This window comes from Emticicia sp. (assembly GCF_043780375.1).
GTDB lineage: Bacteria > Bacteroidota > Bacteroidia > Cytophagales > Spirosomataceae > Emticicia.
Genome location: NZ_JAYWCU010000285.1, coordinates 1 through 24,526, shown reverse-complemented (window position 1 = coordinate 24,526; position 24,526 = coordinate 1). Strand labels below are relative to the sequence as shown.

The following is a 24,526-nucleotide window of genomic DNA, read 5'->3' as shown; positions in this document are numbered from 1 at the left end:
ATCAATATTATTACCTGTACTAAATACAATTTTAAGATTACGTGCTTCATTTCGCTCATTTAAGTCATTTATTCCTTTTCTGAAATTAAAAGTATAAGTTGTACTATCTTTAAATGGTTTATCAAATTTAAGAATAACACTATTTGATTTTTGTTTTATATCATAAGTCCCTTCTGGTTCTGGCACAATTAATAACTCTTGACGCAAACTTGTTGCATCAATTAATTCATCAAAAATTAATTCAAATTCTTTTCCCTTATAATTTTTTTGCTCATTTGGTGGATTTGATTTAATAAGTTTTGGGGCTACTTCATCTTTTTTTCCTCCCGTTGGTGGTACAAATTGAGCACAACTCACTAACATAGAATAGGCAATTATTAAAGTCAGACTTTTATTGATGTTCTTTTTATTCATGAGAATAGTATTTTTTATAAAAACAAAACCCTCAACAGATTGCTGAGGGTAATTAAGAAACTATATTTTTTTATCTTCCAAGATGAACCATTATCACCGAAATATCGGCGGGAGAAACACCGCTTATTCGAGAGGCTTGCCCCAATGTTTGCGGTTTAATTTTATTTAATTTTTGTCTTGCTTCAATTGATACTGAAGTTAATCGCTCGTAATCAAAATTTGGATTGATTTGTAAATCCTCTAACCTTGCCATTTTTTCAACCATTAATAATTCTTTTTCGATATAACTTTCATATTTTACGTGAATAACCGCTTGTTCTATTATTTCCTCGTCAAAACTATTTACAAACGCGGCAATTTCTCCACCGAAAGCTCTTATATCTTTTATTTCAATTTCAGGTCTTTTCAAAATACTATAAATAGAAGACTTTTCTCTTATTGGTGAAGAACCGATACTTTCTAAATAACCATTGGCATCATCAGGTGTAATCTTTCTTGTTTTTATCTCTTTTACAATTTGTTCAGAACTTTCTTTCTTGATTATCATTCTTTCTAAACGATTCTCAGAAGCTAATCCCAAATCAAAGCCTCTTTGAGTTAATCGTATATCTGCATTATCTTGTCTTAATAATGTACGGAATTCGGCACGAGATGTAAACATTCTATATGGTTCGTCTGTTCCTTTATTTACTAAATCGTCAATTAATACACCAATATATGCCTCGTTTCTTTTCAAAATAAAATCGCCTTTTTCGTGTACTTTATTATGAGCATTTATTCCTGCCATCAATCCTTGACATGCAGCTTCTTCATATCCTGTTGTACCATTTATTTGACCAGCAAAATATAGGTTTTCAATCAAATGAGTTTCTAATGTAAGTTTTAACTGAGTTGGTGGAAAAAAATCGTATTCTATGGCATAACCTGGACGAAACATTTTTACATTTTCAAATCCTTCAATTTGTTTCAAGGCTTCATACTGAATATCTTCTGGAAGTGAAGTTGAAAAACCATTGATATACATTTCAACAGTATTCCAGCCTTCTGGTTCAACAAATATCTGATGACGGTCTTTGTCTGCAAATCGGTTAATTTTATCCTCAACTGAAGGACAATACCTTGGCCCTAAACCCTTTATTCTTCCACTGAACATTGGAGATTTGTCGAAACCTTTTCTAAGTGCATTATGTACTTTATCATTTGTATAAGTAACATAACAACTTCTTTGTTTAGTTAATTTAGGAGTATCAGTATAAGAAAACTTTTCAGGGTTTTCATCACCTTTTTGTTCTTCCATTAAATCCCAATTCAGTGAACGACCATCTACACGAGGCGGTGTTCCTGTTTTCATTCGTCCCGATTCAAAACCTAAACTTACTAATTGTTCAGTAATTCCTGTAGCTGCTTTTTCTCCTGTACGACCTCCACCAAAGTTTTTTTCTCCTATATGAATCTTTCCATTCAAGAAAGTACCGTTAGTGAGCACTACCGATTTACCTTGTATTTCTATACCCATTGCTGTACGAACACCCACCACTCTATTGTCTTTTATTACTAACCCTTCAATCATTTCTTGCCAAAAGTCTAAGTTCGAGATTCTTTCCATCGTATCTCTCCACTCTTGAGCAAACATCATTCTATCACTCTGACATCTTGGACTCCACATCGCAGGGCCTTTTGAGCGATTCAACATTCTAAACTGAATCATAGTCTTATCACTTATGATTCCTGATTGTCCACCCAAAGCATCTATTTCACGAACAATTTGTCCTTTTGCTACTCCACCCATTGCTGGATTACAAGACATCTGAGCAATGGTGTGCATATTCATTGTAACCAATAAAACAGACGAACCCATATTAGCCGCTGCTGCTGCTGCCTCGCAACCCGCATGACCAGCTCCAACCACTATAACATCATATTGTTTAAACATTGCTTTTGTTTTTTTTAATTATGTTTCCACGTGAAACATTTTGTTGTTTTTAAAAACCAAGAAATAAGTTGTTTCACGTGAAACTTAAAATTTTAGCCTCAACAATTGGACGAATTTCTTCCGATAGTCTTGGTGTGCTGGTTTGTGAAAACCACAGAGTTGCGTCTTAAACAGAATAAGGTCACGTTTTATTTACAACTATACTTTATTGAATAAGAAACAAAAAAGGGACGCTTTTAGTGCGTCCCTGCAAATTTACTAAGAAAAATGATTACTTAATTTTTCTGAAATAATTATCGGTTTGTTTCTTGTAGAATGGTGTATAATTAGGCGGAACTGTGCGAATTAACTCCACTTGTTTTTGTTTTTCTTGTAAAAACTTTTCCATAGAAGGCGGGGCTTGACGGTTAAATTGTTGTGCAGCCTTAGATTGACGAGTTGGGTCTTCCTCTTGTTGTTGTACAGCTTTCTCGGCTTCAAGTAAACGAGTTTGTAATTCCTTAGACCGTCGTATCAATTCGGGATTAATTCGCTTATTAACTAAATCAGTTTCGTTATCATCCATTTTCTTTTCCAAGTCTTTTAGTTCATTGCCTAGTTTTTTACCAAGCTCAGTTCCTTTTAAGTCCTCCTGCATCTTCTGAATCTGCTTACGTAATTGTGCTTGCTCTTGTGCAAGTTTACCAGCCTCTTCAGATAAGCCTCTACTACCCTGCCCCGACTTACCCATTTTCTCCATACGCTTACTGAGTTCGTCCTGTTTTTCACCCATTGACATAGGTGATGGTTTTTGACCCTTCTTTCCTTTCTTGCCAGCACCGGGCATTGCATTCGCCATCATTTGTTGCATTTGACTAAAAGTATCGCTTAACATCAAAGCAAGGTTGTTTATTGAAGTCATAGCAAACTGTTGTTTGGCAGATGCTACATTTAATTTTCTTTCTTTAATAAACTTCACACTTTCATCCATTGAGTTTCGCATGGTTGTAACTTCTTTCGTAACAAAAGACTGAATCTGTAAAACTCTCTTGGCAAGCGAATAAAGACTATCTTCCACCATCTTGGCATCGTCTTGGAGTTTGAGTTGTTCTTGAGAAAGTTTAACGAATCTTGGGTCTGAAACCGTCATATTTCGGAAGTCTTTCATCAAGTTCTCTTGGTCGAAAGAAAGTTTAACTAAGTTTTCAAGAATCGCACGCAAGGCATCAATGTCTTCTTCCATTTCTTTCGACTCTTGGCTTTGCATCGCTTCTTTCATTTGCTTTGCCATAGCCTTCATTTTCTTGGCAGCTTTCTTTTGATTTTTAGCTGCCGAATCATTCTTTTTTTGGTCAAGTTGCTTTTCTGCGTTTTCTTGGTCATTAGAAATATCTTCTTGTTCTTCTTTTTGGTCGTCGAGTTCTTTCTTTAATTCTTTGCTAAGTTTTTCTATATCTTTCATTTGTTCTTTCTTTTCATCAAACTCCTTAGAAAGTTTTTCTTGCTCTTTCTTCAATTCTTCGCTTTTTTCGTCCTTTTTATCATTATTTTGTTCTTTCTTTTCATCAGACTCTTTAGAAATTTTTTCTTGTTCTTTCTTTAACTCCTCGTTTTTTTCGTCCATTTTTCCTTTATTTTGTTCGTTGTTTTTATCAGTTTCCTTATCTTTTTCAGCTTTTTGAGTTTCATCACCTAACTTATCTTGCTTCTCAGCTAATTTTTCAAGTTCATCAGCAGTCTTCTCTACTTTTTGTTGTAATTGTAATTGTTTGAAAAGTTTAAGGGTTCTATCAATGTCTTTGTCCATATTACGTTCTTGATTTTTTAGTTTTTCAAGTTGTTCAACGGTTTTCTCATCCATTCCTTTCTCCATCATCTTTTTTAGCTCCTCATACATTTTATTGGTTTCATCATTCATTAACTCTTCCATGAGTTTTTTGAGTTGTTCCATTTTTTGTTGAAGTTCGGGAGATTGTTGTTGAAAACGATTAGTTTTTTCCTGCATCTTTTCAAATTGCTCCTGCATAGCTTTCATCTCATTCATGAGTTCTTCACGCTTTTTGAGTAATTCTTCTAATTGTTTCTTTTCTTGAAAATCAAGGTCTTTTTTACTTTTAAGTTTGTTTTCGAGATTATTCAATTCTGCTTTCAGTTTCTTAGATTTCTCATTGAGCTTTTCGAGCATGTTTTCAGTCTTCTCGGTTGCCTTTTCAACATCAGTATCATAATTCTTGGAAGACGGCAAAGCAAACGTCATAACAGGCGTTTTAGTGCTTTTAGAGCCATTCACACCATCATTGTCCCAAACCTGCAAATAATACTCAATTTTATCACCAGGGTTGAGTTTTAAGTCACTTAAAGGAAGTTGATAATAAAAGCTCTGCGAACTTTGAGATTTATTAAATGCAACATCAATAGAAGCATAGACTTGATTCTTGTTATTATCTTGAATAGACTTATAATAAAGTTTGAATTGTGCCAAACCATAATCATCGTTAATATTTCCACCCAAAACAATGTAATTAAAGAGGGTTGTATCACGAATTTGCTCTAATTGAATTTGAGGATATTTATCAGGAATAACATTGATATAAAAGTCAATGTTATCACGATTGGCACTAAAAGAGTTCTTTAGATGAATTTTGTAAGAAGCCGAATTTTTCAAACGGCGATTATAGGAGAAGTTATCACCGAAACCGTCTTTTGCCAAATGCTTTGGTTCATTCTCGAAACTCAAATAAAGAGAATCGGTATTTACCGCACGGAAATTCCATTCAACATTTGTTCCTTCAGGAACAACTAAATTACCTACATTGTCATAGCTTTCGCCAGTTTTATTTAAATAAGATGGATAATTTAAAGCAACATCAAAAGACAAAAGATTTGGACGACTAATTAGTTCCAACTCAAATTCATTGGATTTGAAACCAGAAGCTAAAAAATGAAAATCTAAGGGGTTTTGAACTTTTGCAAACGTGAAGTTATAATGTTTGTTATCAACAGATGTCATTTTAAACTTTCGGTCATTGGAAACCAAATAAACATCCTCAGGTACGGCGTTGCCAATAAGTGACAAATTTATCGTGAAGTCTTCATTTTTTACTGCTTTTAAATCTTCATTGGTAATTTTAAATTTGAAAGGAGCCTCTTCTTCAAAATCCTTTTGAAAGTAAACAATACGTTCTGTACTACTTTTAAAAAACTTTGGAGAAACTGCTGCAATCAATAAAACTAAGACCAAAGGAGGCAGTGCATATTTTAGGTACTTTTTATTTTCACCGATTTTGATAGCATCAGCAAATTTGATAAACTTAAGTTCTTGTGTTTTTTGACTGATACTGGCTTGTAGCAAACTATTATCATTGTCTGAAAGTTGAGCCAATTGCAGAGTATTGAGAAGTCTATCTCCTATTTCTGGGAAAAACTTTCCAATTTCATTCGCAGCTTTTTCATAGGTAAGTGGTTCATTAAAATGTAATAAATAAAGTAACGGTTTTATTACCCAAAAAATAAGAGCATAACCCACTAAGCTGAGAAAACTAAAAAATAAAATTCCTCGAATAGAGGAGTTGAAGCGACCGAAATACTCAACGGCACTGACAAATAGAAAAGTTGATAAAATTAAAGCTAATGTAAATAACAGACCTTTAATTAAAAGGTTTTTATAATATTTACGCTTGTAGTCATCTATTTTCTCAAAAATAGCTTTTACAGAATTAGACATGATTATATGAGTTTAATAAAATTTCAATTAAAACAAGCAAATTTCAACAGGACAATGGTCTGAAAACAATAACTCAGAATGAATTGCCGCACTTTTTAAACGAGTTTGCATAGATGCCGACACAAAATGGTAATCAATACGCCATCCAAGATTTTTTTGTCTTGCACCAGCCCGATACGACCACCACGAATAATGATGAGGTTCTTGATTAAAGTGTCGGAAACCATCTATATAACCATTATCAAGAAATCTGCCAACCCATGCTCTTTCATCAGGTAAGAACCCCGACGAATTTGCATTACTCTTAGGGTTATGGATGTCTATCTCCTGATGACAGACATTTACATCACCACTGATAATAAGGTTTGTAAATTTCTTTTGAAGGTCTTCAATATAAACGAAAAAATCATCTAAGAATTTCATTTTAAAGTTTTGACGCTGATCGCCCGATGAACCAGAAGGAAAATAAACACTGATTAAAGAAAAGTCTTCAAAATCAGCACGAATAACTCTGCCCTCTTCGTCATAAGAAGAATGACCCATTCCGTATTCAATATTAAGCGGTTGTTGTTTAGATAAAATCGCTACTCCACTGTAACCACGTTTTTGAGCTGGATACCAATAACAATGAAAGCCTAAGTCTTCAAAGAATGGTGCGACTAATTGCGTTTCTGAAAGCTTTATTTCTTGTAAACAAATTGCGTCTGCTTGGGTGCTTTCCATCCAGTTTAATAGACCTTTGTTAATCGCCGAACGAATACCGTTTACATTATAAGTTATTATTTTCATACTTAAAATAAAGTGTTTTAGGGTAAACTATTCTTAAAGTAAAGAGAATGGTTTTAGTTTATGATCAATCGCTTACTAAATAACAAAATCACAAATTAAATATGCAAACCAACTTCTTTTCTAAAATATTCTAAGACAAAATGTTTGAGAAGTTTTTCTTGAGCAACCATATCAAAATGTGGTAAAGGTTGAATAAGCCTCCAATGAGGCCAACCTTCTCCGTCAACTCCATCAAGTTGATAATATCCTCCGTAGCTCAAAACTTTACAAATTGCAATGTGCATTAAGTCTTGTTTTTGTTCTTTTGTAAAAAACTTTTTACCTTGACCCAATTCTTGTACACCGATTATAAATAAAACACCATTTAAGTCAGTAGGTTTTTTTCCAAGATTATTTTTTAGAAAACTTTGTAATGTTTGCCAGTTTTCTTTGAGACTGATTTCTTCTTCGTTCATTTGTAAATATATTTTTATACAAACTTAATACAAAGCTTATGAATTGGTTCAAGCATTTACTGGATATAATATACCCTCGTTCGTGCGAAGCGTGTGAAGAAAGCCTTTTAGGAGGAGAACATCTCATTTGTGTGAAATGTATTATAGATTTGCCTCGAACAAATTCTCATATTGATGCAATCGAAAGTATTTCAAAGAGGTTTTGGGGTAAAATACCGATAGCCAATACTATTACGTATTTAAAGTTTTCAAAAAAAGGCAAAGTCCAGAAATTGCTTCATAAGTTAAAATATAGGAATAAGCCAGAGGTTGGTGTTTTTTTAGGAAAACTGTATGGAATAGATTTAAAATCTGTAGCATTTGAGAAGAAAATAGATTTGTTAATTGGAGTGCCACTACATCCAACTAAATTACGACAAAGAGGTTATAATCAAGCTGATTGCATAGCAGAAGGGCTTTCTATGGCATTAGAAATTCCTTTTGAAACGTCAGCTGTAAATCGAATTATTCATACGGATTCACAAACAAAAAAGTCTCGCTATGAAAGGTTTCAGAATGTAGAAAATATTTTTGAAGTAAAAGATATGGAGAAAATTAAAGATAAAAGAATAGCAATTGTAGATGATGTTTTGACAACGGGTTCTACCATAGAATCGCTTGCTGCTATGTTGCTTAATGAAGGGTGTAAAGACATCTCGGTGATTACAATAGCAACGGCAGAATAAACAAAAAACCCCTCTTTTTGGGGAGGGGTTTTTCTAAATAAACAGAATATTTAATTTTATAACTTGCGTTTTCCCTTTGGGCCAATAGCAATCATTGCACAACGGAAACCGATTGTTGCTGTTGAAGAATCTTGGTCTAACGCACGGCGTGTACCTGGAGATAACCAATAGGCAACGTCATTCCAAGAGCCACCTTTAAACACACGAAGGTTGTTGTCGATCAATGAATTGAAGTTTTTCTTGTCATACATTTTATCTTCATCTAAGAAGTCGTTACGACGAATTGGATTCAAATCATTAACATCTTGGAAAGAGTTAGGGCGATATAAATCAATAACCCACTCGTTTACATTTCCACCCATATTATACAAACCAAAATCGTTGGCTGGAAATAAATAAACTTCTGTAGTAATGATTCCACCATCATTTTGATGTCCTGCAATACCAGCATAATCACCACGACCACGCTTGAAATTGGCAAGCATAGTGCCTTTTTGTTTACCTTTATTCTTACGCATTGAAGAACCATCCCAAGGATAAATACGTTGGTTTGATTGATTTTCATCCATATATTGGGTACCAATCATTGCTTTTGCTGCATATTCCCATTCAGCTTCTGTCGGGAGGCGATAAGCAGGTAGCACATTACCAGATTCGATGGCTAATCGACCGCCTGTTTTAACAACAGGGGCTTCGGCAGTCGCATTTTTATCTTTCTTTTTCTTTCCAAAAGCCATTCCACCACCTTTCGCTTTCTTACTTTTATCACCGTATCGAGTTGCCATTTCGCCGTTCACAGCATCGGTTCTCCATTTACAATAATCAGAAGCCTGTACCCAAGAAACACCAACAACAGGATACATTCTGAAGCCTGGATAGCGAAGATATTGGTCAGTAAATTGGTCATTAAATGAAAGTTTATTTAGCCAAACGGTTGTATCTGGCAGAGCTGTTTCGTAAAACTCTTGAGAGGAGTCTTTTTGAATAGTATGAAGATATTCTAACCAGTGGAGATTAGTAATTTCTGTCTCGTCCATATAGAATGACGAAACCGTGACCGTTCTTTCCAAGTTGTCACGAGCAAAAGTTACATCTTCTTCCACTGTTCCCATAGTAAAACGACCACCTTCAATAAATACAAGGTTCGGACCAGCGGGTTGTCCTTTAAAATCCTTCACTTGTAAGCCTTCTGGCTCTCCCCCTTTCTTACTTTTTTTGCCGTAAGCAATACCAGTAGCAGTACTTTTGCGACCAGGATTAATGCTTGAGGCTTTCTTTTTGCTCGAACAACCACTTAGAATCAGCGTAAGAGCTAATGCAACCGTAGTCGAACTAAAAAGTAGTTTTTTCATTTTCGGAATGATTTTTGTTAAATAAATTCGTTTTGCAAAAATAGGTTAATTCAGTTAATATAATGACAACCTATATCTTATGATTATTGATTATTTTCTACAATACCACTTAATAAATTGTCCAATTCATCAATAGAAAGTACATTTTCTACGGTAAGTAGCAGTTTTGTCTTAATTTCTTTGAGGGAACACCTTTTGGGGTTCTTCTTTATATAATCAAGAATATTGCCAAACTTATCAGTTTGAAAATATTCTGTACGTTCTTGTGAAACGAAGTATCCTTTTAGTATATTGTTTTTTAATGTTAATTTTTCAAATCCAATTTGCTCCGCTTTCCATCGAATACGCACAATTTTAAGCAAATTTCGCACTTCTTGGGGCAAAGAACCGAATCTATCTATAATTGATTTCTGAAACTCTTGCAATTCTTCTTCCTTTTCAATGTTATCTAATTGATTATACAGAGAGAGTCTTTCAGAGATATTTGTTACATATTTTTCTGGAATAATAATCTGCAAGTCAGTTTCGATTTGGCAATCGGGTAAACGTAAATCAATACTTGCGGTCAAATCTTTGGTGAATAGTTCTCTAAATTCACTTTCTTTTAGTTCTTGCACAGCTTCATCCAAAATTTTATGATAAGTTTCATATCCCAAATCATTGATGAAACCACTTTGTTCAGCCCCAAGTAAATTTCCCGCTCCACGAATATCCAAATCCCGCATAGAAACCTTTAGGCCATCACCTAAATCGGAGAATTCTTCGAGTGTGTTTAAGCGTTTTCGGGCATCTTTTGACAGCATAGAAATTGGTGGGGTAAGCAAATAACAAAAAGCTTTTCGATTTGAACGCCCTACCCTACCACGCATTTGGTGCAAGTCAGACATTCCAAAGTTTTGTGCTTGGTTGATAATAATAGTATTTGCGTTTGAAATATCTAAGCCCGATTCAATAATATTGGTGGAAACCAAAATATCAAAATCTCCTTCGATAAATTTCATCATTACTTTCTCTAATTTATCGCCGTCCATTTGCCCGTGAGCAATACCAATTTTGGCGTCTGGCACTAATCGTAAAATAATATTAGCAATTGATTCAATATCATTTACACGATTGTGGACGAAAAAAACCTGTCCACCCCGTTTTAGTTCATAACTAATTACATCTCGAATCAACTCTTCTTTGAAAACATGAACTTCGGTTGTTACGGGTTGCCTGTTGGGTGGTGGAGTCGAAATGATAGAAAGGTCTCTAGCACCCAATAAAGAAAAGTGAAGTGTTCTTGGAATGGGTGTTGCTGTCAAAGTAAGCACATCAACATTATGCTTCATTTCTTTCAAACGGTCTTTTGATTTTACTCCAAACTTTTGTTCTTCATCAATAATCAAAAGCCCTAAATCCTTGAAAACTATATCTTTATTTAATATGCGGTGAGTACCAATTAGGATATCTGTTTTACCTTCTTTTATGTTTTTTAGGGTCTGTGCAATTTCTTTTGCTGTGCGAAAACGGCTAATTTCTTCAACATTGACAGGTAATTTAGAAAGTCGTTCGGCAAAGGTTTTGTGGTGTTGCATTGCCAAAATTGTTGTTGGAACTAAAACTGCAACTTGCTTACTGTCGGCAACTGCCTTGAAAGCTGCTCGAATAGCAATTTCAGTTTTTCCAAAACCTACATCACCACAAACAAGCCTATCCATCGGATATGGTTTTTCCATGTCGTCTTTTACATCATTTGTAGATTTTGCTTGGTCAGGCGTGTCTTCATAAAGAAAAGACGATTCCAGTTCGGCCTGCATAAAGCCATCTTTTGAAAACTGAAATCCAGGTGCTAAACGCCGCTTGGCGTATAAGGCAATTAGCTCTTTGGCAATGTCTTTTACTTGCCGCTTTACTTTTGATTTTTTATTTTCCCACTCGCTTGAGCCTAACTTACTCATTGTTGGAGGTGTGCCTTCTTTGCCCGAATACTTTGCAATTTTATGTAATGAGTGAATATTTACGAGCAAAATATCGTTGTCACGATAAATCAAACGAACAGCTTCTTGATCTTTATCTCCGACAACAATTTTTTCTAAACCCGCAAAACGACCAATACCATAATCAATGTGTGTAACATAATCCCCTGTTTGCAAAGACTTCAATTCTTTCAAAGTCAAAGCTTTAGATTTACTAAATTTATCCCTTACTTTGAAGCGATGAAAACGGTCAAAAACTTGGTGGTCGGTGTAGCAAGCAACTTTGGTCAATTCGTCAATGAAGCCACCACGCAACGAAATCTGTAAAGTCTGAAATTTAATAAGGGGGTCAATTTCGTCAAAGATAGAATTGAGGCGATTGAGCTGCTTTATTGAGTCAGAAGAAATAATTGTGGTGATATTCTTCGACTGGTTTTCCTTAATATTGTCAATTAACTTTTTGAAATCTTTATTGAATATTGGCTGACTTTTTGAAGGAAAAATCAATTTTTCGCCGTCTTTAAAATAGAACTTTGTGCCAAATTCAACAATATTGAATTTCTTAATTTCGTTCAAAAAACCACGACGAGTTTCAAACAGTTCTTCGGGTTCAAGAATAACTTTAATTCCACCACTATTTGTTAAGATTTGCTGAAATTGTTGTTCAACTTGTTCAAAACAAACCTCAATACTTTGAAGTGAATATTCTACGTCCTTTATCCAAATAGAGCTTTTATTACGAATAAAACTAAAGAATGTCTCGCGAGTTTCTTGAATCAATTTGCTTTGAACATCGGGAATAATGTTTATTTGATTGACCGCTTGGAGTGAAAGCTGAGATTCGGGGTTGAACATTCGAATGCTGTCAATATCATCACCGAAAAGTTCAATTCTACAAGGGTATTCGGTGGCATAAGAAAATATATCAACTATACCACCACGTATAGAAAACTGTCCAGGCTCATAGACAAAATCAGTTTTATCGAAATCGTAAGAAATCAATAATTCTGAGATAAAATTGATGTCGAATTTCTCCCCGACTTTGACTTGTAATGTATTGGCAATCAAAGATTTTTTATTGATTACTTTCTCCGAAAGTGCTTCAGGATAAGTAACAATCAGAAGATTTGTTTTGTCATTATTGAGTTGATTCAGCACTTCAGAGCGTTGAAGTATGTTTGCATTATCAATTTCTTCGTATTGATAGGGCTTTTTGTACGACATCGGGAAAAGAAAAACGCCCTCCTCTCCTAGTAAGTTTTGTAAATCATTATAAAAATATGCGGCATCGTCTTTATCATTCAAGATAAAAATGTTGTGCTGAGGATTTAAACGATAATTTACGGCCGCAATAAGGGCATCTAAACTCCCCGAAAGACCTTTAAGGTGTATATGACTTTTGGTCTTTATTTCTTCTACAAGCGTCTGGATAAACCCGTCTTCTTCGTAGATTTTAAGTAGTTCGCGAGCTTCCACAATATTGGGTTTTTTATAAAAACGAAAGGGACGCAAGAGCTTTCTCCGCGTCCTAAAATAACAATACAAAGATAAAAAATAACATTGAAATTAGGATATAATACCTAAAAAATGTTTGTTTTTAGTAAAAACACTTGTTGTTTAAAAATATATTATAAAGTACTGATAATGAAATAGTTATATAGAATTACGCACGCTTAAAGATTTCGTTTAAAATGGTTTATTAGCCTTTAAAACGAAGTTAAGACAATTCTTGCTCATTGATAACAGAGATCAAGTTTTTGAGTTCTTTCTGACGGATGGCATCTGATTTGGGGTAGTTCATATTAAATTTTTCTAGGTGTTCGATAATGATTTGTGCAACAATCAATCGCATATTTTTTTTGTCATCGGCAGGAATTACATACCAAGGGCATGACTCAGAAGCAGTTGCATTGATGGCTTCTTCGTAAGCATTCTGGTAGTCATTCCAAAACTCTCGTTCTTTTACATCTTGCACTTGAAACTTCCAATTCTTTGTTGGGTCTTCAATGCGTTCAATAAGTCTTTCGGCTTGCTCTGCTTTTGAAACATTCAAGAAAAACTTGATAGTTGGTATGCCATTTCGGAAAAGATATTTTTCTAAATTTGAGATATCTTCGTAGCGGTGTTTCCAAACTTTTTCTAAATCACTCGTATTTTCAGTTGGAAGTTTTTGCGAGTTTAATAAAATTTCTGGGTGAACTTTTACCACTAAAACCTCTTCATAATAAGAACGATTAAAGACAGTAATAGTACCACGTTCGGGCAATTGCATATTGGTTCTCCAAAGAAAATCATGCTCAAGTTCGGTGTCGGTTGGTTTCTTGAAAGAGTAAAATCTCATACCTTGAGGGTTTACGCCAGAGAAGACCGCCTTCAATGTTCCGTCTTTTCCTGCTGCATCAGGTGCTTGAAAAACCACCAAAAGTCCATAACGGTTATGAGCAAACATTTTGTCTTGCAAATCATCCATCTTTTTTTGCATTTCGCTCAAAGAGACTTCATAGTCTTCTTTATTCTCATAATAATCTTTAACTTTGGTGTCGGTTTTTTTGATTGAGAATTTGCCTTTGCCATCAAATAAAAACGCATTAGTATTAATTTTTTTCATTGCTTGAAATCTTTTTAGAATTAAAAAACGTTGTTATTCAAAAAACGTTATTAAATAGATAAACAGTTGAAAATGAAATTTAAAAACGTATTAGTTATCGGAATTGTGTTGTTGAGCTTTGCTTCGAATGCACAATATAGACAAAACAAACTAAAAAAAATGAATCAAGAAAATGTTAATGTAAAACTCGAAACTTCGCCAGCTGTTACGTCGAGTATTGCCACTTTTGGTGCGGGTTGTTTTTGGTGCGTAGAAGCAGTTTTCCAAAAGCTGAAAGGTGTGGATAAAGTAGAGTCTGGTTACATGGGTGGAAAAACAAAGAACCCCACGTATAAAGATGTTTGTTCTGGACAGACAGGACATGCCGAAGTTTGTCAAATTACTTATAATCCACAGAAGGTTAGCTTTGAAGAATTACTCGAAGTTTTCTGGAAAACACATGACCCAACTACGTTGAATCGTCAAGGAAATGATGTTGGAACGCAATATCGGTCGGCTATTTTTTACCATGATAATACCCAACAAGCCATTGCACAAAAATACAAAGTAGACTTAAACACGTCAGGAGCATTCGATACTCCTATTGTTACGACTTTTGAAGCAGCGAGTGTTTTTTATAAAGCAGAAAATTATCACCAAGACTATTTCAATCTAAATGGCTCGAACCCATATTGCCAATTAGTTGTGAAACCAAAAGTTGAAAAGTTTCAGAAAGTATTTAAAGATAAGGTTAAAAAGGATTAATTATTCGTACCAAGCAATGACCTGTTCTTTCACTTTTCTTTTAATGTCTGGCACGGTTGCATTATCGGCAGGATAGCCGACAGGAATAAGAAGAAATGGTCTTTCGTTGGAAGGGCGGTTTAGAAGTTTGCTTAAAAAATCCATTGGGCTTGGTGTGTGCGTAAGTGCAACCAAGCCCAACTCATGTATAGCCGTTAGCAAAAATCCACAAGCTAAACCTACCGATTCATTTACATAATAGTTTTGGTTTTTCTTTCCCGCAGCTTTAATTTCATAAGCTCTTTTGAAAACAATTATCAAATACGGAGCAATTTCTAAAAACGGTTTCTGCCAATCGGTGGCAAAAGGTTTTAGATCTTCCAGCCATTCATCCGACATTCGGCTATTATAACCTCTATATTCTTCCTCTTCGGCAGCTATTCTTATTCGCTTTTTTAAGTCGGGAGCGGAAACTACACAAAAAGTCCAGGGTTGTTTGTTTGCTCCAGATGGGGCTGTTGAAGCGGCCATAATAATATTTTCAATGACATCTTTCGGAACAGCCTTATCAGAAAAAAATCTTAAAGAACGGCGAGCATTTAGATGTTTAAGATAGGATTCTGATTTTTGAATCAATGTATCTTCATCAAGACATAAAATAGATTCGTAGCGAATGTGAGAATGCTGTTTTAACATTTTACGTATATTTTGACCGTTTAGTAAATTTTTTTGTAATTTTAATTCTTAAAAAAAGTAAAAAGCGTTTTTTTTTCTTTCTTTTGTATTTATTGATGACAAAATAAAGTTTTAATATTTAGAGAAAACCTTAAATTGACAGAATTAAAAATATTTTATTATATATTTATTGTCATTTTGAAAATCAAAATTAAATTATATTTTTGTGCTTAATAATCATTCATTTACTTCTAAACTATTTGTTTCATGAAAAAATTAGTCCTATTTCTTTCAGCATTAGTTGTGTTAGCTTCTTGTCAAAAGAAAGAATACGCAACATTCCAGAAAAGTAGCACACCTACTTATGCTGTTGCTAAAAAACAAGCGAGCAACGCTTTACCTGTAGCTGCACAACCAGCAATAGAAGAAGTGGTGGTTTCTGCTCCAACCGAAGCAACAATGGTTGCTGATAATTCAGTAGTTGCTTCTACTTCATTATCGGACGAGAATGTAGCAACTCAACCAGCAATGGTAATGAATGAGCAAAGTATCAACTCAGAATTCGAGAAATTAAATAAATTGGAGCAATATGTAACATCACACGAAGGCACAACATTAGAAGATGTAAAAGATTCTGAGCTTACAAAAGATTTGAATTTAGACACAAACGTTACTAATACTGTAGCTTCTGGCGAATTACCATTAAATATTCCTGCTTTTTGGTGGGGCTGTGTTTTGGGCTTAGTGGGAGTCTTGATTGTTTACTTAGTAACCGATAAAGACAAAGACCAAACCAAGAAAGCATTATTTGGTTGTTTAGTTTTTGCCGCTGTTTTGGTTATTTATTATGTTGTAGTTTTAGGATTAATTGGAGGACGTTTCTGATTTTAATGTTCATATTATATTTAAAAGATAGTCCAAATAAAACGTTTGGGCTATTTTTGTTTATTCAATAAAATAAAAGATGAAGAATTTATTATTTATTTTGATTTTAGGCTTTCAAGTTGTAAACGCACAACAATTTTATAGAATAAAAAGTGATGTTTCGATAAAAGATAAGTTATCGAACGGCACTTATCGCCTCACTGTTGGAAAGGTCTATTATGACAAACCTTCTTTGAAATTGATTTATAAGCTGCACTTTCCACAAGTAGAAACAATAATAATAAAAGATACTACATTATTCAAAATAGGTAAAGATGGTGAGTTAATATCTTCTCAAAATGTGATGGTGGTAAATGAGTTTTCCATTTTTCATTTATCGCTTTCTGGCAAATTGGCCGACTATGGTATTAATTCGGGCAAAGCTGCTGGAATTTATAAAATAACAAAAGTAGAAAAAGAGAAAGATGGGCGAGTAGTAACAACATGGAGCGTTACAGAAAAAAGGTTAATGAAAACATTGGGAAAAATAAAAATGGCAAATGTCAACAAACGATTGGATGCAATTGCTTTTTATGATTTCAACGATAAATTATTGAGCCAACAGTTTTTCAAAGACTATGTAAATATAAATGGGGTTGAGTTTCCAAGACAAGTAACACAAATTTCTAATAATACTGACAGTACTCAAAATATTCAACAAACGACCTACAAAAATATTATTATAGACCAAGAAGATGAAAATAATATGTATAATTACACTATCCCTACTACTAAGCCTTTACCTAAGCAACCCATTATTAGCCCAAAGTAAGGCTGAGATAAATTTGCATCGTGGCGTAGTTCAAGAGCCAATAAAGCGTGTTTATAAAGAAGCTAAAAATAACCGTAACGAAATTCAATATTTGTTTTCAGGACTTTTTTTGTTTTATAAAACCTTTTTCTCATCACAAGATTTAAACGTTTGTACCTTTACACCTTCGTGTTCGGAATATGGAATTTTATCAGTTAAGAAAAATGGCGTTGTGATGGGCGGAATCAAAACGATGGATCGTTTAACTCGCTGCAATGGGCTGAGTCCAACTAAATATGAAATAGATATAAAGGCAAAATTATTGATAGATAAACCCTAAGAGTATTTACGATTTACATGTAGTTGATTCTATGAATAGCTATTTATAAATTTATTATATTTTAAAAAAAATGAAAAAAAAACTTTTAATACTTTTAATACTTTTTAAATCAATAAACGTTTCCGCACAAGACATTTATAATTACGATAATACAAAGAAATTTGCCGAATACCTTGCAAAATCTGCACAATACGAATTAGCAACTCGTGAGTTTGAGCGACTGGTTTTTATGCTTCCCTCAAATGATACTTTGAAGACTTCCCTCCTATCTATGTATCGTCGCTCAGGAAAATTCGACGAAACAGTACTTCGAGCCAAACAACTTTACCCCAACTTAACAATAATGAGTGCAGCCTCTGCCGTTGAATATGGACGAACATTATTGCTGAAACCTAACTACAACGCTGCAAAAGAGTTTTGGGAAATGAATACTCAGCTTTCGCAACCAGACAAAATAATTTTATCTGCAACTGCCGAAATCCTGCAAGACAATTATAAACAAGCCAATCAAATTTTGCAAACGCTCAAAGACGAAGACCACAAATTAGCAACCGATTATAAAGATTTGGCAATACAGGCAATTAATATTAAAAAGAAAAATCCAGCCTTAGCGGGTTTGATGTCTGCCATATTTCCAGGGGCGGGTAGATTTTATGCAAAAGATTGGAAAGACGGTTTGGTTTCGATGTTTTTTGTTGGCACAATGGTCTTTCAGTCATATCGAGGATTTCATCAAAGTGGAGTGAAAAGCACCAGAGGCTGGATTTATGGAGGAGTCGCATTAGGTTTTCATCTTGGCAATATTTATGGTTCGGTTGTTTCGGCAAAAGGTTACAATAAGAAAAGTCATCAACTTATCAGAAATAAAATAGATAATCTTTTTAATAGTTATTATTGAAAACCATATGATTTATGAAAAATATACTTTTAATACTTTTTATAATAATCTCTAAATTTGGGTTTTCACAAGACATTAAGCAAAGTTTCAACTTTGCCAATGAGCTTTACGAAAAACAAGATTATGTTGGAGCAGCTATAACCTACCGCAGAGTTATATATTTTGACAAAGTTGAGGAATACCGAAAACGCTGTTATAAAAACATTGCCGATTGCCTTTATGAAACACACGAATATGAAGAAGCTGCGGACTATTATGAATTGGCTTTTTTTCAACAAAAAACAGATAGCTCAAAAGCCGAAATATTGTTCAGAAAACTATCTTGTTATTTAATACAAAATAGCTTTGAATATGCCCAAGTTGAATTATTAAATTTACCCGATAAACTAACTTTTGAGCAAAACCGAAGAAAGATTTTTTATTCTGCACTTCTAAATTTTTCGATAGAAAAATTTGATGAGTCAAAAAAGGAGTTCATACAATTAATAGATACAACCAATATAAAAAGCCGTAATAGGGTAGAGGGGCTGTTTATTAAAAATGAAAAAATAAGTCGACTGAGTCCACGAAAAGCAAGAATTTTAAGTATGATTATGCCAGGGCTGGGGCAGTTTTATGCAGGAGATATTAAAAACGGGGCTAATTCAATTTTACTCACCGCAGGCATAGCTGCATGGGGCATTACGGCCGCTGTAAGAAGTGCTAATCCTTTGGATGCTTTAATTACGATGGTTCCGTGGTTTCAAAGATATTATTCAGGAGGATATAAAAAAGCAGAAATAATTGCCGAAAATCAAAAAAAGAAACGTCGAGCAAAGGTTTATAATGAAATTTTAGATGAGGTTTCTCAATGATTTTTCTTTTTTAGAAACCGCTTAATTGAATTTCGCATCATTTTTTATCATAAATGTTTGTTTTAAAATTGTGTTTTCCTAAATTTCGCCTTATTAAGAAATATCTATAAAATAAATTTAATTATCATGAAAAATTTACTTTTAGTTGCTGTTTTAGCAGTATTTAGTTGTATTTCCTCTGAAAATGCTCAAGCACAAGCGTTTGAAAAAGGCCAAAAAAACTTTAGTGTTGGCGTTGGTTTTGGTTATGGCCTTGGAGTAAACGCATCAGTAGATGTAGGAATATCTGATTTATTAAGCGTCGGAGCTATTGGTGCTTTCTCTTCGAGAAACTACGGCTATTTAGTAAGTAGCAATTATCGTGTTACCTATATTGGCGTTGGTGGCAGAGTGGCGGCACACGTAGGAAAATACCTAAAAGATTTAGGTATTGATGACAACAAAATAGACCCTTATGTGGGTCTCATGGGTGGCTTTAGAGCTGTTAAATATAACGATAGCTATTCGTCAAATTATAATGGAACAAGTGCTGGTCTTATGTTAGGCGGGTTTGTAGGAGCAAGGTACTACTTCAAAGAGAAAGTGGGTATTTATGCAGAAGGAGGGTTTCCTTACAGCACAGTGGGTATAACATTTAAATTCTAAGTAAAAAATAAATGCTACAAAAAAGGAGAGCCGTTGAAAGCTCTCCTTTTTTGTGTCTTACAATTCCTTAATTTTAATATTTCGGAAAGAAACCATATCGCCGTGGTCTTGCAAAGCAATTTTTCCTTTGGCGTGAGCCTTGGCAAATTCCCACTCGGCAAATTTACTTTTGGCTACCATTACTTGCCAGTCGGTACTACCGTATTCGTACTCAACTACCTTTTTGCCATTGAGCCAATGTTCCACATGATTATCTTTAATTAAGATTTTCCCTTTATTCCACTCGCCAGCAGGCTTCACGATTGTCAAATCATTGGCTGGTTGCATGTCATAATTTGCTGCTGTTTTCTGGACATCTTTAATCGGATCTGGATAATTCTTATCATCAATAATCTGATATTCTGGCCCAGACATATAAGAAGTCTTCAAATCAGGTCTTTCAAGAACTTTGTAAATCACGCCACTATTACCTTTTGGAGCTGCCTTAAAATCAAAAGTAAGCTCATAATCTTCGTATTCTTTATCGCTTACAAGGTCTCCATTGCCACCGTGCGACATCAATACTCCGTCCATTACGTGCCAGCCTTTTACTGTCGTTTCATGCCAAGTATGCCAGCCATTAGTGTTTTTTCCGTTGAATAGTTTTACTGTTTTGCCTTTCTGTGCAAAAGCCCCGAAGCTACAAGCCGCAAGAGCTAAAATCAATACTTTTTTCATTGTTGAATAGAAGGGGTTATTATTTAAAATTAAATTTATGATTTTTGAACGGGTTGTTATTGCAATGACGATTTACGAAATTAGGAAAACTTTAAGGATAAGTCATATACAATCATACTCGCACGGGCGACCCCGTCGTAAATTCAAATTATTTCATCTTTACAATCGTAACACCCTGACCACCACGGTCGGCATGCTCGTCGGCTGTACCAGCTACTTGGCTATAGCCTCGTAAATGTTGCCTAATAAGTGTGCGTAAAATACCGTCGCCTTTGCCATGTACGATACGAAGTTCGGGATAGCCGAGCATAATCGCATCATTCATCAAGCTATCAACTTCGCCCAAAGCTTCGCTGCTTCGTTTGCCACGAAGGTCAAGATTAAAGCTAAAATTTGCCATTTTTTCGTTCATATCAATGCCCGAAAGTTTTGGACGTGCTACTTCTTTGGTTGCATCTTTGTACTCCTTTTTGCTCATTTTTTCAAGGCGATTGAGCTTGATATTCGTTTTCAAATCGCCAATGGCTACTTCTACATCTTTTCCTCGCAGGGAAATTACTTCACCAATAGTGGCTTGTCCTTTTATTCGGACAAAATCTTTTACCGAAATTTCACCATTACTTGTTTCCCATTCGTCGCCAATTGGTTGTTTGATTTCATCAACTTTTTGAAGTTTTAATTCTTGTTCTTGAAAAATTTGAAGCTCTTGACGCAACACTTTTGTGGCATCTTTTTCGGCTTTTCCCTCTTTTATTTCTCGAATCGTATTTTCTATTTTTCGATTAGCTTCTTTCAATAATTCTTTGGCTTGAGTTTTGGCTTCGTTCAAAATCTTCTTTTTTTCTAAATCCAAAAAGTTTTTCAAGCCAGTATATTGTTCGAGCGTATGAGTCAGTTTTTGATTTTTTTCAATAAATTCTTTGTTTTTCTCAGAAAAAACTTTTTTCTCAATTTCTAATTCTTTGATAAGTTTCTCAAAATCAATTTGTTGCGAACCCAGTTTTCGTTTGGCATTATCAATAATTTGTTTCGACAGACCAATCTTTTGTGCTACTTCCAAAGCAAACGAACTACCAGGTTTCCCAATTTCGAGTTCATAAAGAGGCTCTAAATGTTCGGCATCAAATTTCATTGCACCGTTTACCGTGCCAGCATTTTTATCTGCAAAAACCTTTAAATTAGTATAGTGTGTATTGACAACCCCATGAGCACTCGATTTGAGTAATTGCTCCAAAATAGATTCGGCAATTGCTCCGCCCAAACTGGGCTCTGTTCCTGTGCCAAATTCGTCAATCAAAAACAAAGTGTTTTTATTAGCAAAATTGACAAAATACTTCATGTTTGTTAGATGCGAACTATAAGTACTCAAGTCATTTTCGATACTTTGTTCGTCGCCGATATCAATGAAAATATTCTTGAAAACACCCACTTTTGAGTCGGGCGAAACCGGTACAAGCAAACCACATTGAGCCATGTACTGCACCAAACCAATGGTCTTCAACATGACCGATTTTCCTCCAGCATTTGGCCCAGAAACCAAAACAATTCTGTTGTTTTGTTCTAATTTTATGCCAAGTGGAACCACGCTTTTTCCTTGTTTTTTAAACGATAAAAACAACAAAGGATGCTTTGCTCTATACCATTCAAGTGCTTGATTTTCTACTAAAAGTGGTGCTGTTGCATCAATGTTGAGGGCAAATTTAGCTTTTGCTCGAATAAAATCAACGATTCCAAGAAACAAATATGCCTTACGTAAAGCAGGAACGTGTGGACGAACGAAGTCAGTTAATCGCTCTAAAATCTTAACAATTTCTCGGCGTTCACGAGCTTCTAATTCTCTAATTTCATTGTTGGCTTCCAATACTTCGGCGGGTTCTACGAAAGCCATTTGCCCCGTTGCCGATTCGTCATGTACGAAGCCTTTAAGTTTGCGTTTATGCTCTGACAAAATAGGAATTACCATGCGACCATCTCGAATCGTAAGCGACATTTCGTCACCAATCCAACCACTATTTCTGACTGTGCGGAGGATTCGCTCCAAAGTTTTACGCAAGTCAATTTGCTCAGAAATCAAGCGGCGGCGAATATCGGCCAATTCGGGCGAAGCATTATCTCGTACTTTTCCTCGTTCGTCAATTATTTTATCAATTTGAGAAATAACAGCCGCCCAGCCATCAATTCCACCTTTCACTTCCACAATCGGAAGAGAGTTTTTGACGAGCGTTTTTAGTTCAGGATAAAGATAGTCCTCTTTGAGTTTGAAAAAATGAATGATTTGTTGAATGGTGCGAAGCGAAAGTTTAATCTCAAAGAATTGCTCTTCGCTCACAAAAGCACCTTCAATGGCAGCTCTTGTTAATGCCTCGTTTACATCAATATAATTTTGTTCCGGAAAATCAGATTCGGTTTGTAAAATCAACTTAAATTCGGCAGCTTGACGAATCAATCTATCAATGATTTTGAAGTCGTCAGAAAAGCGAATTTTTTCAACAAAAGCACGTCCAAGCGAACTCACGCATTGCTCGGCGATATGTTCACGGATTTTGTCAAAGCCTAATTTTTGTTCTATATTTTGGGGGTAAAGCATGAAATATTGTGATAAATAAATACAAATTTATCATAATATTTGGGTGTTTGTTTATTTGGAGAAGATAAGTCTATGAATTATAATCCAATGGAATTGAGCCTAAGTGAGTTTTGTTCCTTCTACCGCCAATAAATAAAGCGTCATACTTTGAGCCTCATTCCTAATCCAAGCATCATACCCTTGGATTGCTTGCAAACGTAATTCTTCCGAAATATAGCCATCTTGCACTACTTGCTTGCCACGAGTTTCAGCAACTATGCTCCAAATTCTGGTGCTTGCTTCAAAATCTTCTTCGCCTTTTACACTTGTTTCGTGTTGAGGAACAATATTTATATTAAACAAGCCTAAGTTTTGATAAATATTGAGCAAATTATCGGCAATTTTATTATCAAAACCAGCGTCGGTTCGCCAATTAATAAATGCCGAATAAAATTCTGACATTGATTTTGGTGGAGTGGGCGACCATTCGATCTTGGTGTGGTTATAGTCATTAATTGAAATTTTTCCACCGATTTTCAACAAACCGACCATTTTCGACACAACTTCTGCAGGATTATTGACCCATTGCAAAGTTCGGGCAGCAATAACCAAATCAAAAGATTCGTCCGAAACATAATCATTGATATTTGCTAATCTAAAACTCAGGTTTGGAACATGCTCATAGTTTTTCTGAGCCAGATCAATTAAATGTTGACTAAAATCAATACCCACAACTTTGCCGTTTACTCTTTGAGCAATATCGGCCGTAATTGCTCCCGAGCCACAACCCACATCAAGCACCGAGAGTTCACTCGTGAGCAGACCAAGCAGACTCGAATAGGCATTTTCAATGTTTCTACGGTCAAGGACTTTATTAGCCCCTTGTGGCATTTCTGCCCTTGCTTGGAATGTTTGGTTCATTTTATTGGTTTATTTGATTGTCGAAGCCTAATTTTTGTTTTATATCTTGTGAGTAAAGCATGAAATTGGATAATAAATTTGTGTAAAATTATTACAATTTTTTGGGGTTTGGGCTATATTTGTGTGATATAAAGGCTGTTTAGTTCGTCTATTTCTCAGATGCCATTGTAACAACGGCTTACAAAATGACTGATTTTAAATCAGCCAAACTTACTTAAATATTTCAAGAAATACGAAGGCACAGCCTTCACATAGCGAGGTTAGTTGAAATTGTAAATTTAGACTAACTTTAATTTGCTATTTTAGACCTGAATATACTACCATGCAAAGCATCTTTAATTCTATTCGCCGCATTGATAAATCTGTTAACTCCCTTTTTGTGGTATCATTTTTAGCAATCATTTTAATGAAACTGTTTCCATTTATACCAATTTGTGATGATAATTATTGGGAGAAAATAAATCTTATTCAAGAAATGACTTTGTTGCAACGGTAGAAAAAAGCAGGAAAATAAAGATTTACCTTTGAGTGTCGAGCTTAAAGAATAAATCAAAACCTTCCTGATGAGTAAATAT

At 34.8% G+C, this 24,526-nt stretch carries 20 protein-coding genes; 8 read left to right on the top strand and 12 right to left on the bottom strand.

All coding sequences use genetic code 11. The annotated features are described in order from the left end of the window. From ACH2CJ_RS20965 to ACH2CJ_RS20945, 5 genes are all read right to left on the bottom strand, one after another. A partial coding sequence (locus ACH2CJ_RS20965) for an Ig-like domain-containing protein (protein WP_394996296.1) occupies nt 1-414 on the bottom strand: 414 nt, incomplete at its 3' end. Nucleotides 415-484: 70 nt separating this feature from the next. Then, nucleotides 485-2,347, bottom strand: a complete 1,863-nt coding sequence (mnmG, locus tag ACH2CJ_RS20960) for a tRNA uridine-5-carboxymethylaminomethyl(34) synthesis enzyme MnmG (protein ID WP_394996293.1) — start codon at nt 2,345-2,347, stop codon at nt 485-487. A gap of 271 nt (nt 2,348-2,618) precedes the next feature. Then, nucleotides 2,619-6,050, bottom strand: a complete 3,432-nt coding sequence (locus tag ACH2CJ_RS20955; RefSeq protein ID WP_394996291.1) for a DUF4175 family protein — start codon at nt 6,048-6,050, stop codon at nt 2,619-2,621. Between the two features lie 27 nt (nt 6,051-6,077). Next, nucleotides 6,078-6,839, bottom strand: a complete 762-nt coding sequence (locus ACH2CJ_RS20950; protein WP_394996288.1) for an exodeoxyribonuclease III — start codon at nt 6,837-6,839, stop codon at nt 6,078-6,080. 95 nt (nt 6,840-6,934) lie between these two features. Then, nucleotides 6,935-7,294 carry a hypothetical protein gene (locus ACH2CJ_RS20945; RefSeq protein WP_394996285.1) on the bottom strand — a complete coding sequence of 120 codons (360 nt, stop codon included), beginning with the start codon at nt 7,292-7,294 and terminating at the stop codon, nt 6,935-6,937. A 38-nt stretch (nt 7,295-7,332) separates the two neighbouring features. On the opposite strand from ACH2CJ_RS20945, the gene ACH2CJ_RS20940 reads away from it, so the two are divergent. Beyond that, nucleotides 7,333-8,019 carry a ComF family protein gene (locus ACH2CJ_RS20940; RefSeq protein WP_394996283.1) on the top strand — a complete coding sequence of 229 codons (687 nt, stop codon included), beginning with the start codon at nt 7,333-7,335 and terminating at the stop codon, nt 8,017-8,019. A gap of 56 nt (nt 8,020-8,075) precedes the next feature. Here ACH2CJ_RS20940 and ACH2CJ_RS20935 read toward each other — a convergent pair whose 3' ends face one another. The 3 genes from ACH2CJ_RS20935 to ACH2CJ_RS20925 form a co-directional block, all read right to left on the bottom strand. After that, complete coding sequence (locus tag ACH2CJ_RS20935; RefSeq protein WP_394996280.1) at nt 8,076-9,371, bottom strand: SUMF1/EgtB/PvdO family nonheme iron enzyme; 1,296 nt, start codon at nt 9,369-9,371, stop codon at nt 8,076-8,078. A gap of 83 nt (nt 9,372-9,454) precedes the next feature. After that, complete coding sequence (mfd, locus tag ACH2CJ_RS20930) at nt 9,455-12,805, bottom strand: transcription-repair coupling factor (protein ID WP_394996277.1); 3,351 nt, start codon at nt 12,803-12,805, stop codon at nt 9,455-9,457. A 241-nt stretch (nt 12,806-13,046) separates the two neighbouring features. Then, nucleotides 13,047-13,937, bottom strand: a complete 891-nt coding sequence (locus tag ACH2CJ_RS20925) for a polyphosphate kinase 2 family protein (RefSeq protein WP_394996274.1) — start codon at nt 13,935-13,937, stop codon at nt 13,047-13,049. 72 nt (nt 13,938-14,009) lie between these two features. Between ACH2CJ_RS20925 and msrA the strand changes: the two genes are divergently transcribed. After that, nucleotides 14,010-14,681 carry a peptide-methionine (S)-S-oxide reductase MsrA gene (gene msrA, locus ACH2CJ_RS20920; RefSeq protein ID WP_394996271.1) on the top strand — a complete coding sequence of 224 codons (672 nt, stop codon included), beginning with the start codon at nt 14,010-14,012 and terminating at the stop codon, nt 14,679-14,681. On the opposite strand, the gene ACH2CJ_RS20915 is transcribed toward msrA, so the two are convergent. Continuing rightward, nucleotides 14,682-15,356 carry a nitroreductase family protein gene (locus ACH2CJ_RS20915; RefSeq protein ID WP_394996268.1) on the bottom strand — a complete coding sequence of 225 codons (675 nt, stop codon included), beginning with the start codon at nt 15,354-15,356 and terminating at the stop codon, nt 14,682-14,684. Between the two features lie 246 nt (nt 15,357-15,602). Here ACH2CJ_RS20915 and ACH2CJ_RS20910 point away from each other — a divergent pair, with 246 nt between their 5' ends. The 6 genes from ACH2CJ_RS20910 (at nt 15,603) to ACH2CJ_RS20885 (ending at nt 19,747) form a co-directional block, all read left to right on the top strand. Beyond that, on the top strand, nt 15,603-16,220 hold the full coding sequence (locus ACH2CJ_RS20910) for a lipoprotein (RefSeq protein ID WP_394996266.1): 618 nt from the start codon (nt 15,603-15,605) through the stop codon (nt 16,218-16,220). A gap of 79 nt (nt 16,221-16,299) precedes the next feature. After that, nucleotides 16,300-17,031 (top strand): hypothetical protein, encoded by a 732-nt coding sequence (locus ACH2CJ_RS20905; protein ID WP_394996264.1) that lies wholly within the window; start codon nt 16,300-16,302, stop codon nt 17,029-17,031. Continuing rightward, nucleotides 16,955-17,350 carry a membrane protein insertion efficiency factor YidD gene (yidD, locus tag ACH2CJ_RS20900; protein WP_394996261.1) on the top strand — a complete coding sequence of 132 codons (396 nt, stop codon included), beginning with the start codon at nt 16,955-16,957 and terminating at the stop codon, nt 17,348-17,350. The genes ACH2CJ_RS20905 and yidD overlap by 77 nt, the downstream gene beginning before the upstream one ends. Nucleotides 17,351-17,420: 70 nt before the next feature. Next, entirely contained in the window at nt 17,421-18,248 is an 828-nt protein-coding gene (locus tag ACH2CJ_RS20895) for a tetratricopeptide repeat protein (RefSeq protein ID WP_394996259.1), read from the top strand. 14 nt (nt 18,249-18,262) lie between these two features. Next, nucleotides 18,263-19,102 (top strand): hypothetical protein, encoded by an 840-nt coding sequence (locus tag ACH2CJ_RS20890; RefSeq protein ID WP_394996257.1) that lies wholly within the window; start codon nt 18,263-18,265, stop codon nt 19,100-19,102. A 126-nt stretch (nt 19,103-19,228) separates the two neighbouring features. Then, entirely contained in the window at nt 19,229-19,747 is a 519-nt protein-coding gene (locus ACH2CJ_RS20885; protein WP_394996253.1) for a hypothetical protein, read from the top strand. A gap of 57 nt (nt 19,748-19,804) precedes the next feature. Here the strand turns inward: ACH2CJ_RS20885 and ACH2CJ_RS20880 are convergent, their stop codons facing one another. The 3 genes from ACH2CJ_RS20880 to ACH2CJ_RS20870 all read right to left on the bottom strand — a co-directional run bounded on the left by ACH2CJ_RS20880 (nt 19,805) and on the right by ACH2CJ_RS20870 (nt 23,951). After that, nucleotides 19,805-20,464, bottom strand: coding sequence for a DUF1080 domain-containing protein (locus tag ACH2CJ_RS20880; RefSeq protein WP_394996250.1), 660 nt, complete (start codon nt 20,462-20,464; stop codon nt 19,805-19,807). A gap of 148 nt (nt 20,465-20,612) precedes the next feature. Then, nucleotides 20,613-23,051, bottom strand: a complete 2,439-nt coding sequence (locus tag ACH2CJ_RS20875) for an endonuclease MutS2 (protein WP_394996248.1) — start codon at nt 23,049-23,051, stop codon at nt 20,613-20,615. Nucleotides 23,052-23,150: 99 nt separating this feature from the next. After that, on the bottom strand, nt 23,151-23,951 hold the full coding sequence (locus ACH2CJ_RS20870; RefSeq protein WP_394996246.1) for a class I SAM-dependent methyltransferase: 801 nt from the start codon (nt 23,949-23,951) through the stop codon (nt 23,151-23,153). Nucleotides 23,952-24,526 lie beyond the last annotated feature (575 nt).

Coding starts and splice junctions, on each gene's coding strand:
- mnmG (WP_394996293.1), bottom strand. CDS start 2,347: ATGTTTAAACAATATGATGTTATAGTGGTTGGAGCTGGTCATGCGGGT.
- ACH2CJ_RS20955 (WP_394996291.1), bottom strand. CDS start 6,050: ATGTCTAATTCTGTAAAAGCTATTTTTGAGAAAATAGATGACTACAAG.
- ACH2CJ_RS20950 (WP_394996288.1), bottom strand. CDS start 6,839: ATGAAAATAATAACTTATAATGTAAACGGTATTCGTTCGGCGATTAAC.
- ACH2CJ_RS20945 (WP_394996285.1), bottom strand. CDS start 7,294: ATGAACGAAGAAGAAATCAGTCTCAAAGAAAACTGGCAAACATTACAA.
- ACH2CJ_RS20940 (WP_394996283.1), top strand. CDS start 7,333: ATGAATTGGTTCAAGCATTTACTGGATATAATATACCCTCGTTCGTGC.
- ACH2CJ_RS20935 (WP_394996280.1), bottom strand. CDS start 9,371: ATGAAAAAACTACTTTTTAGTTCGACTACGGTTGCATTAGCTCTTACG.
- ACH2CJ_RS20925 (WP_394996274.1), bottom strand. CDS start 13,937: ATGAAAAAAATTAATACTAATGCGTTTTTATTTGATGGCAAAGGCAAA.
- msrA (WP_394996271.1), top strand. CDS start 14,010: ATGAAATTTAAAAACGTATTAGTTATCGGAATTGTGTTGTTGAGCTTT.
- ACH2CJ_RS20915 (WP_394996268.1), bottom strand. CDS start 15,356: ATGTTAAAACAGCATTCTCACATTCGCTACGAATCTATTTTATGTCTT.
- ACH2CJ_RS20910 (WP_394996266.1), top strand. CDS start 15,603: ATGAAAAAATTAGTCCTATTTCTTTCAGCATTAGTTGTGTTAGCTTCT.
- ACH2CJ_RS20905 (WP_394996264.1), top strand. CDS start 16,300: ATGAAGAATTTATTATTTATTTTGATTTTAGGCTTTCAAGTTGTAAAC.
- yidD (WP_394996261.1), top strand. CDS start 16,955: ATGAAAATAATATGTATAATTACACTATCCCTACTACTAAGCCTTTAC.
- ACH2CJ_RS20895 (WP_394996259.1), top strand. CDS start 17,421: ATGAAAAAAAAACTTTTAATACTTTTAATACTTTTTAAATCAATAAAC.
- ACH2CJ_RS20890 (WP_394996257.1), top strand. CDS start 18,263: ATGAAAAATATACTTTTAATACTTTTTATAATAATCTCTAAATTTGGG.
- ACH2CJ_RS20885 (WP_394996253.1), top strand. CDS start 19,229: ATGAAAAATTTACTTTTAGTTGCTGTTTTAGCAGTATTTAGTTGTATT.
- ACH2CJ_RS20880 (WP_394996250.1), bottom strand. CDS start 20,464: ATGAAAAAAGTATTGATTTTAGCTCTTGCGGCTTGTAGCTTCGGGGCT.
- ACH2CJ_RS20875 (WP_394996248.1), bottom strand. CDS start 23,051: ATGCTTTACCCCCAAAATATAGAACAAAAATTAGGCTTTGACAAAATC.
- ACH2CJ_RS20870 (WP_394996246.1), bottom strand. CDS start 23,951: ATGAACCAAACATTCCAAGCAAGGGCAGAAATGCCACAAGGGGCTAAT.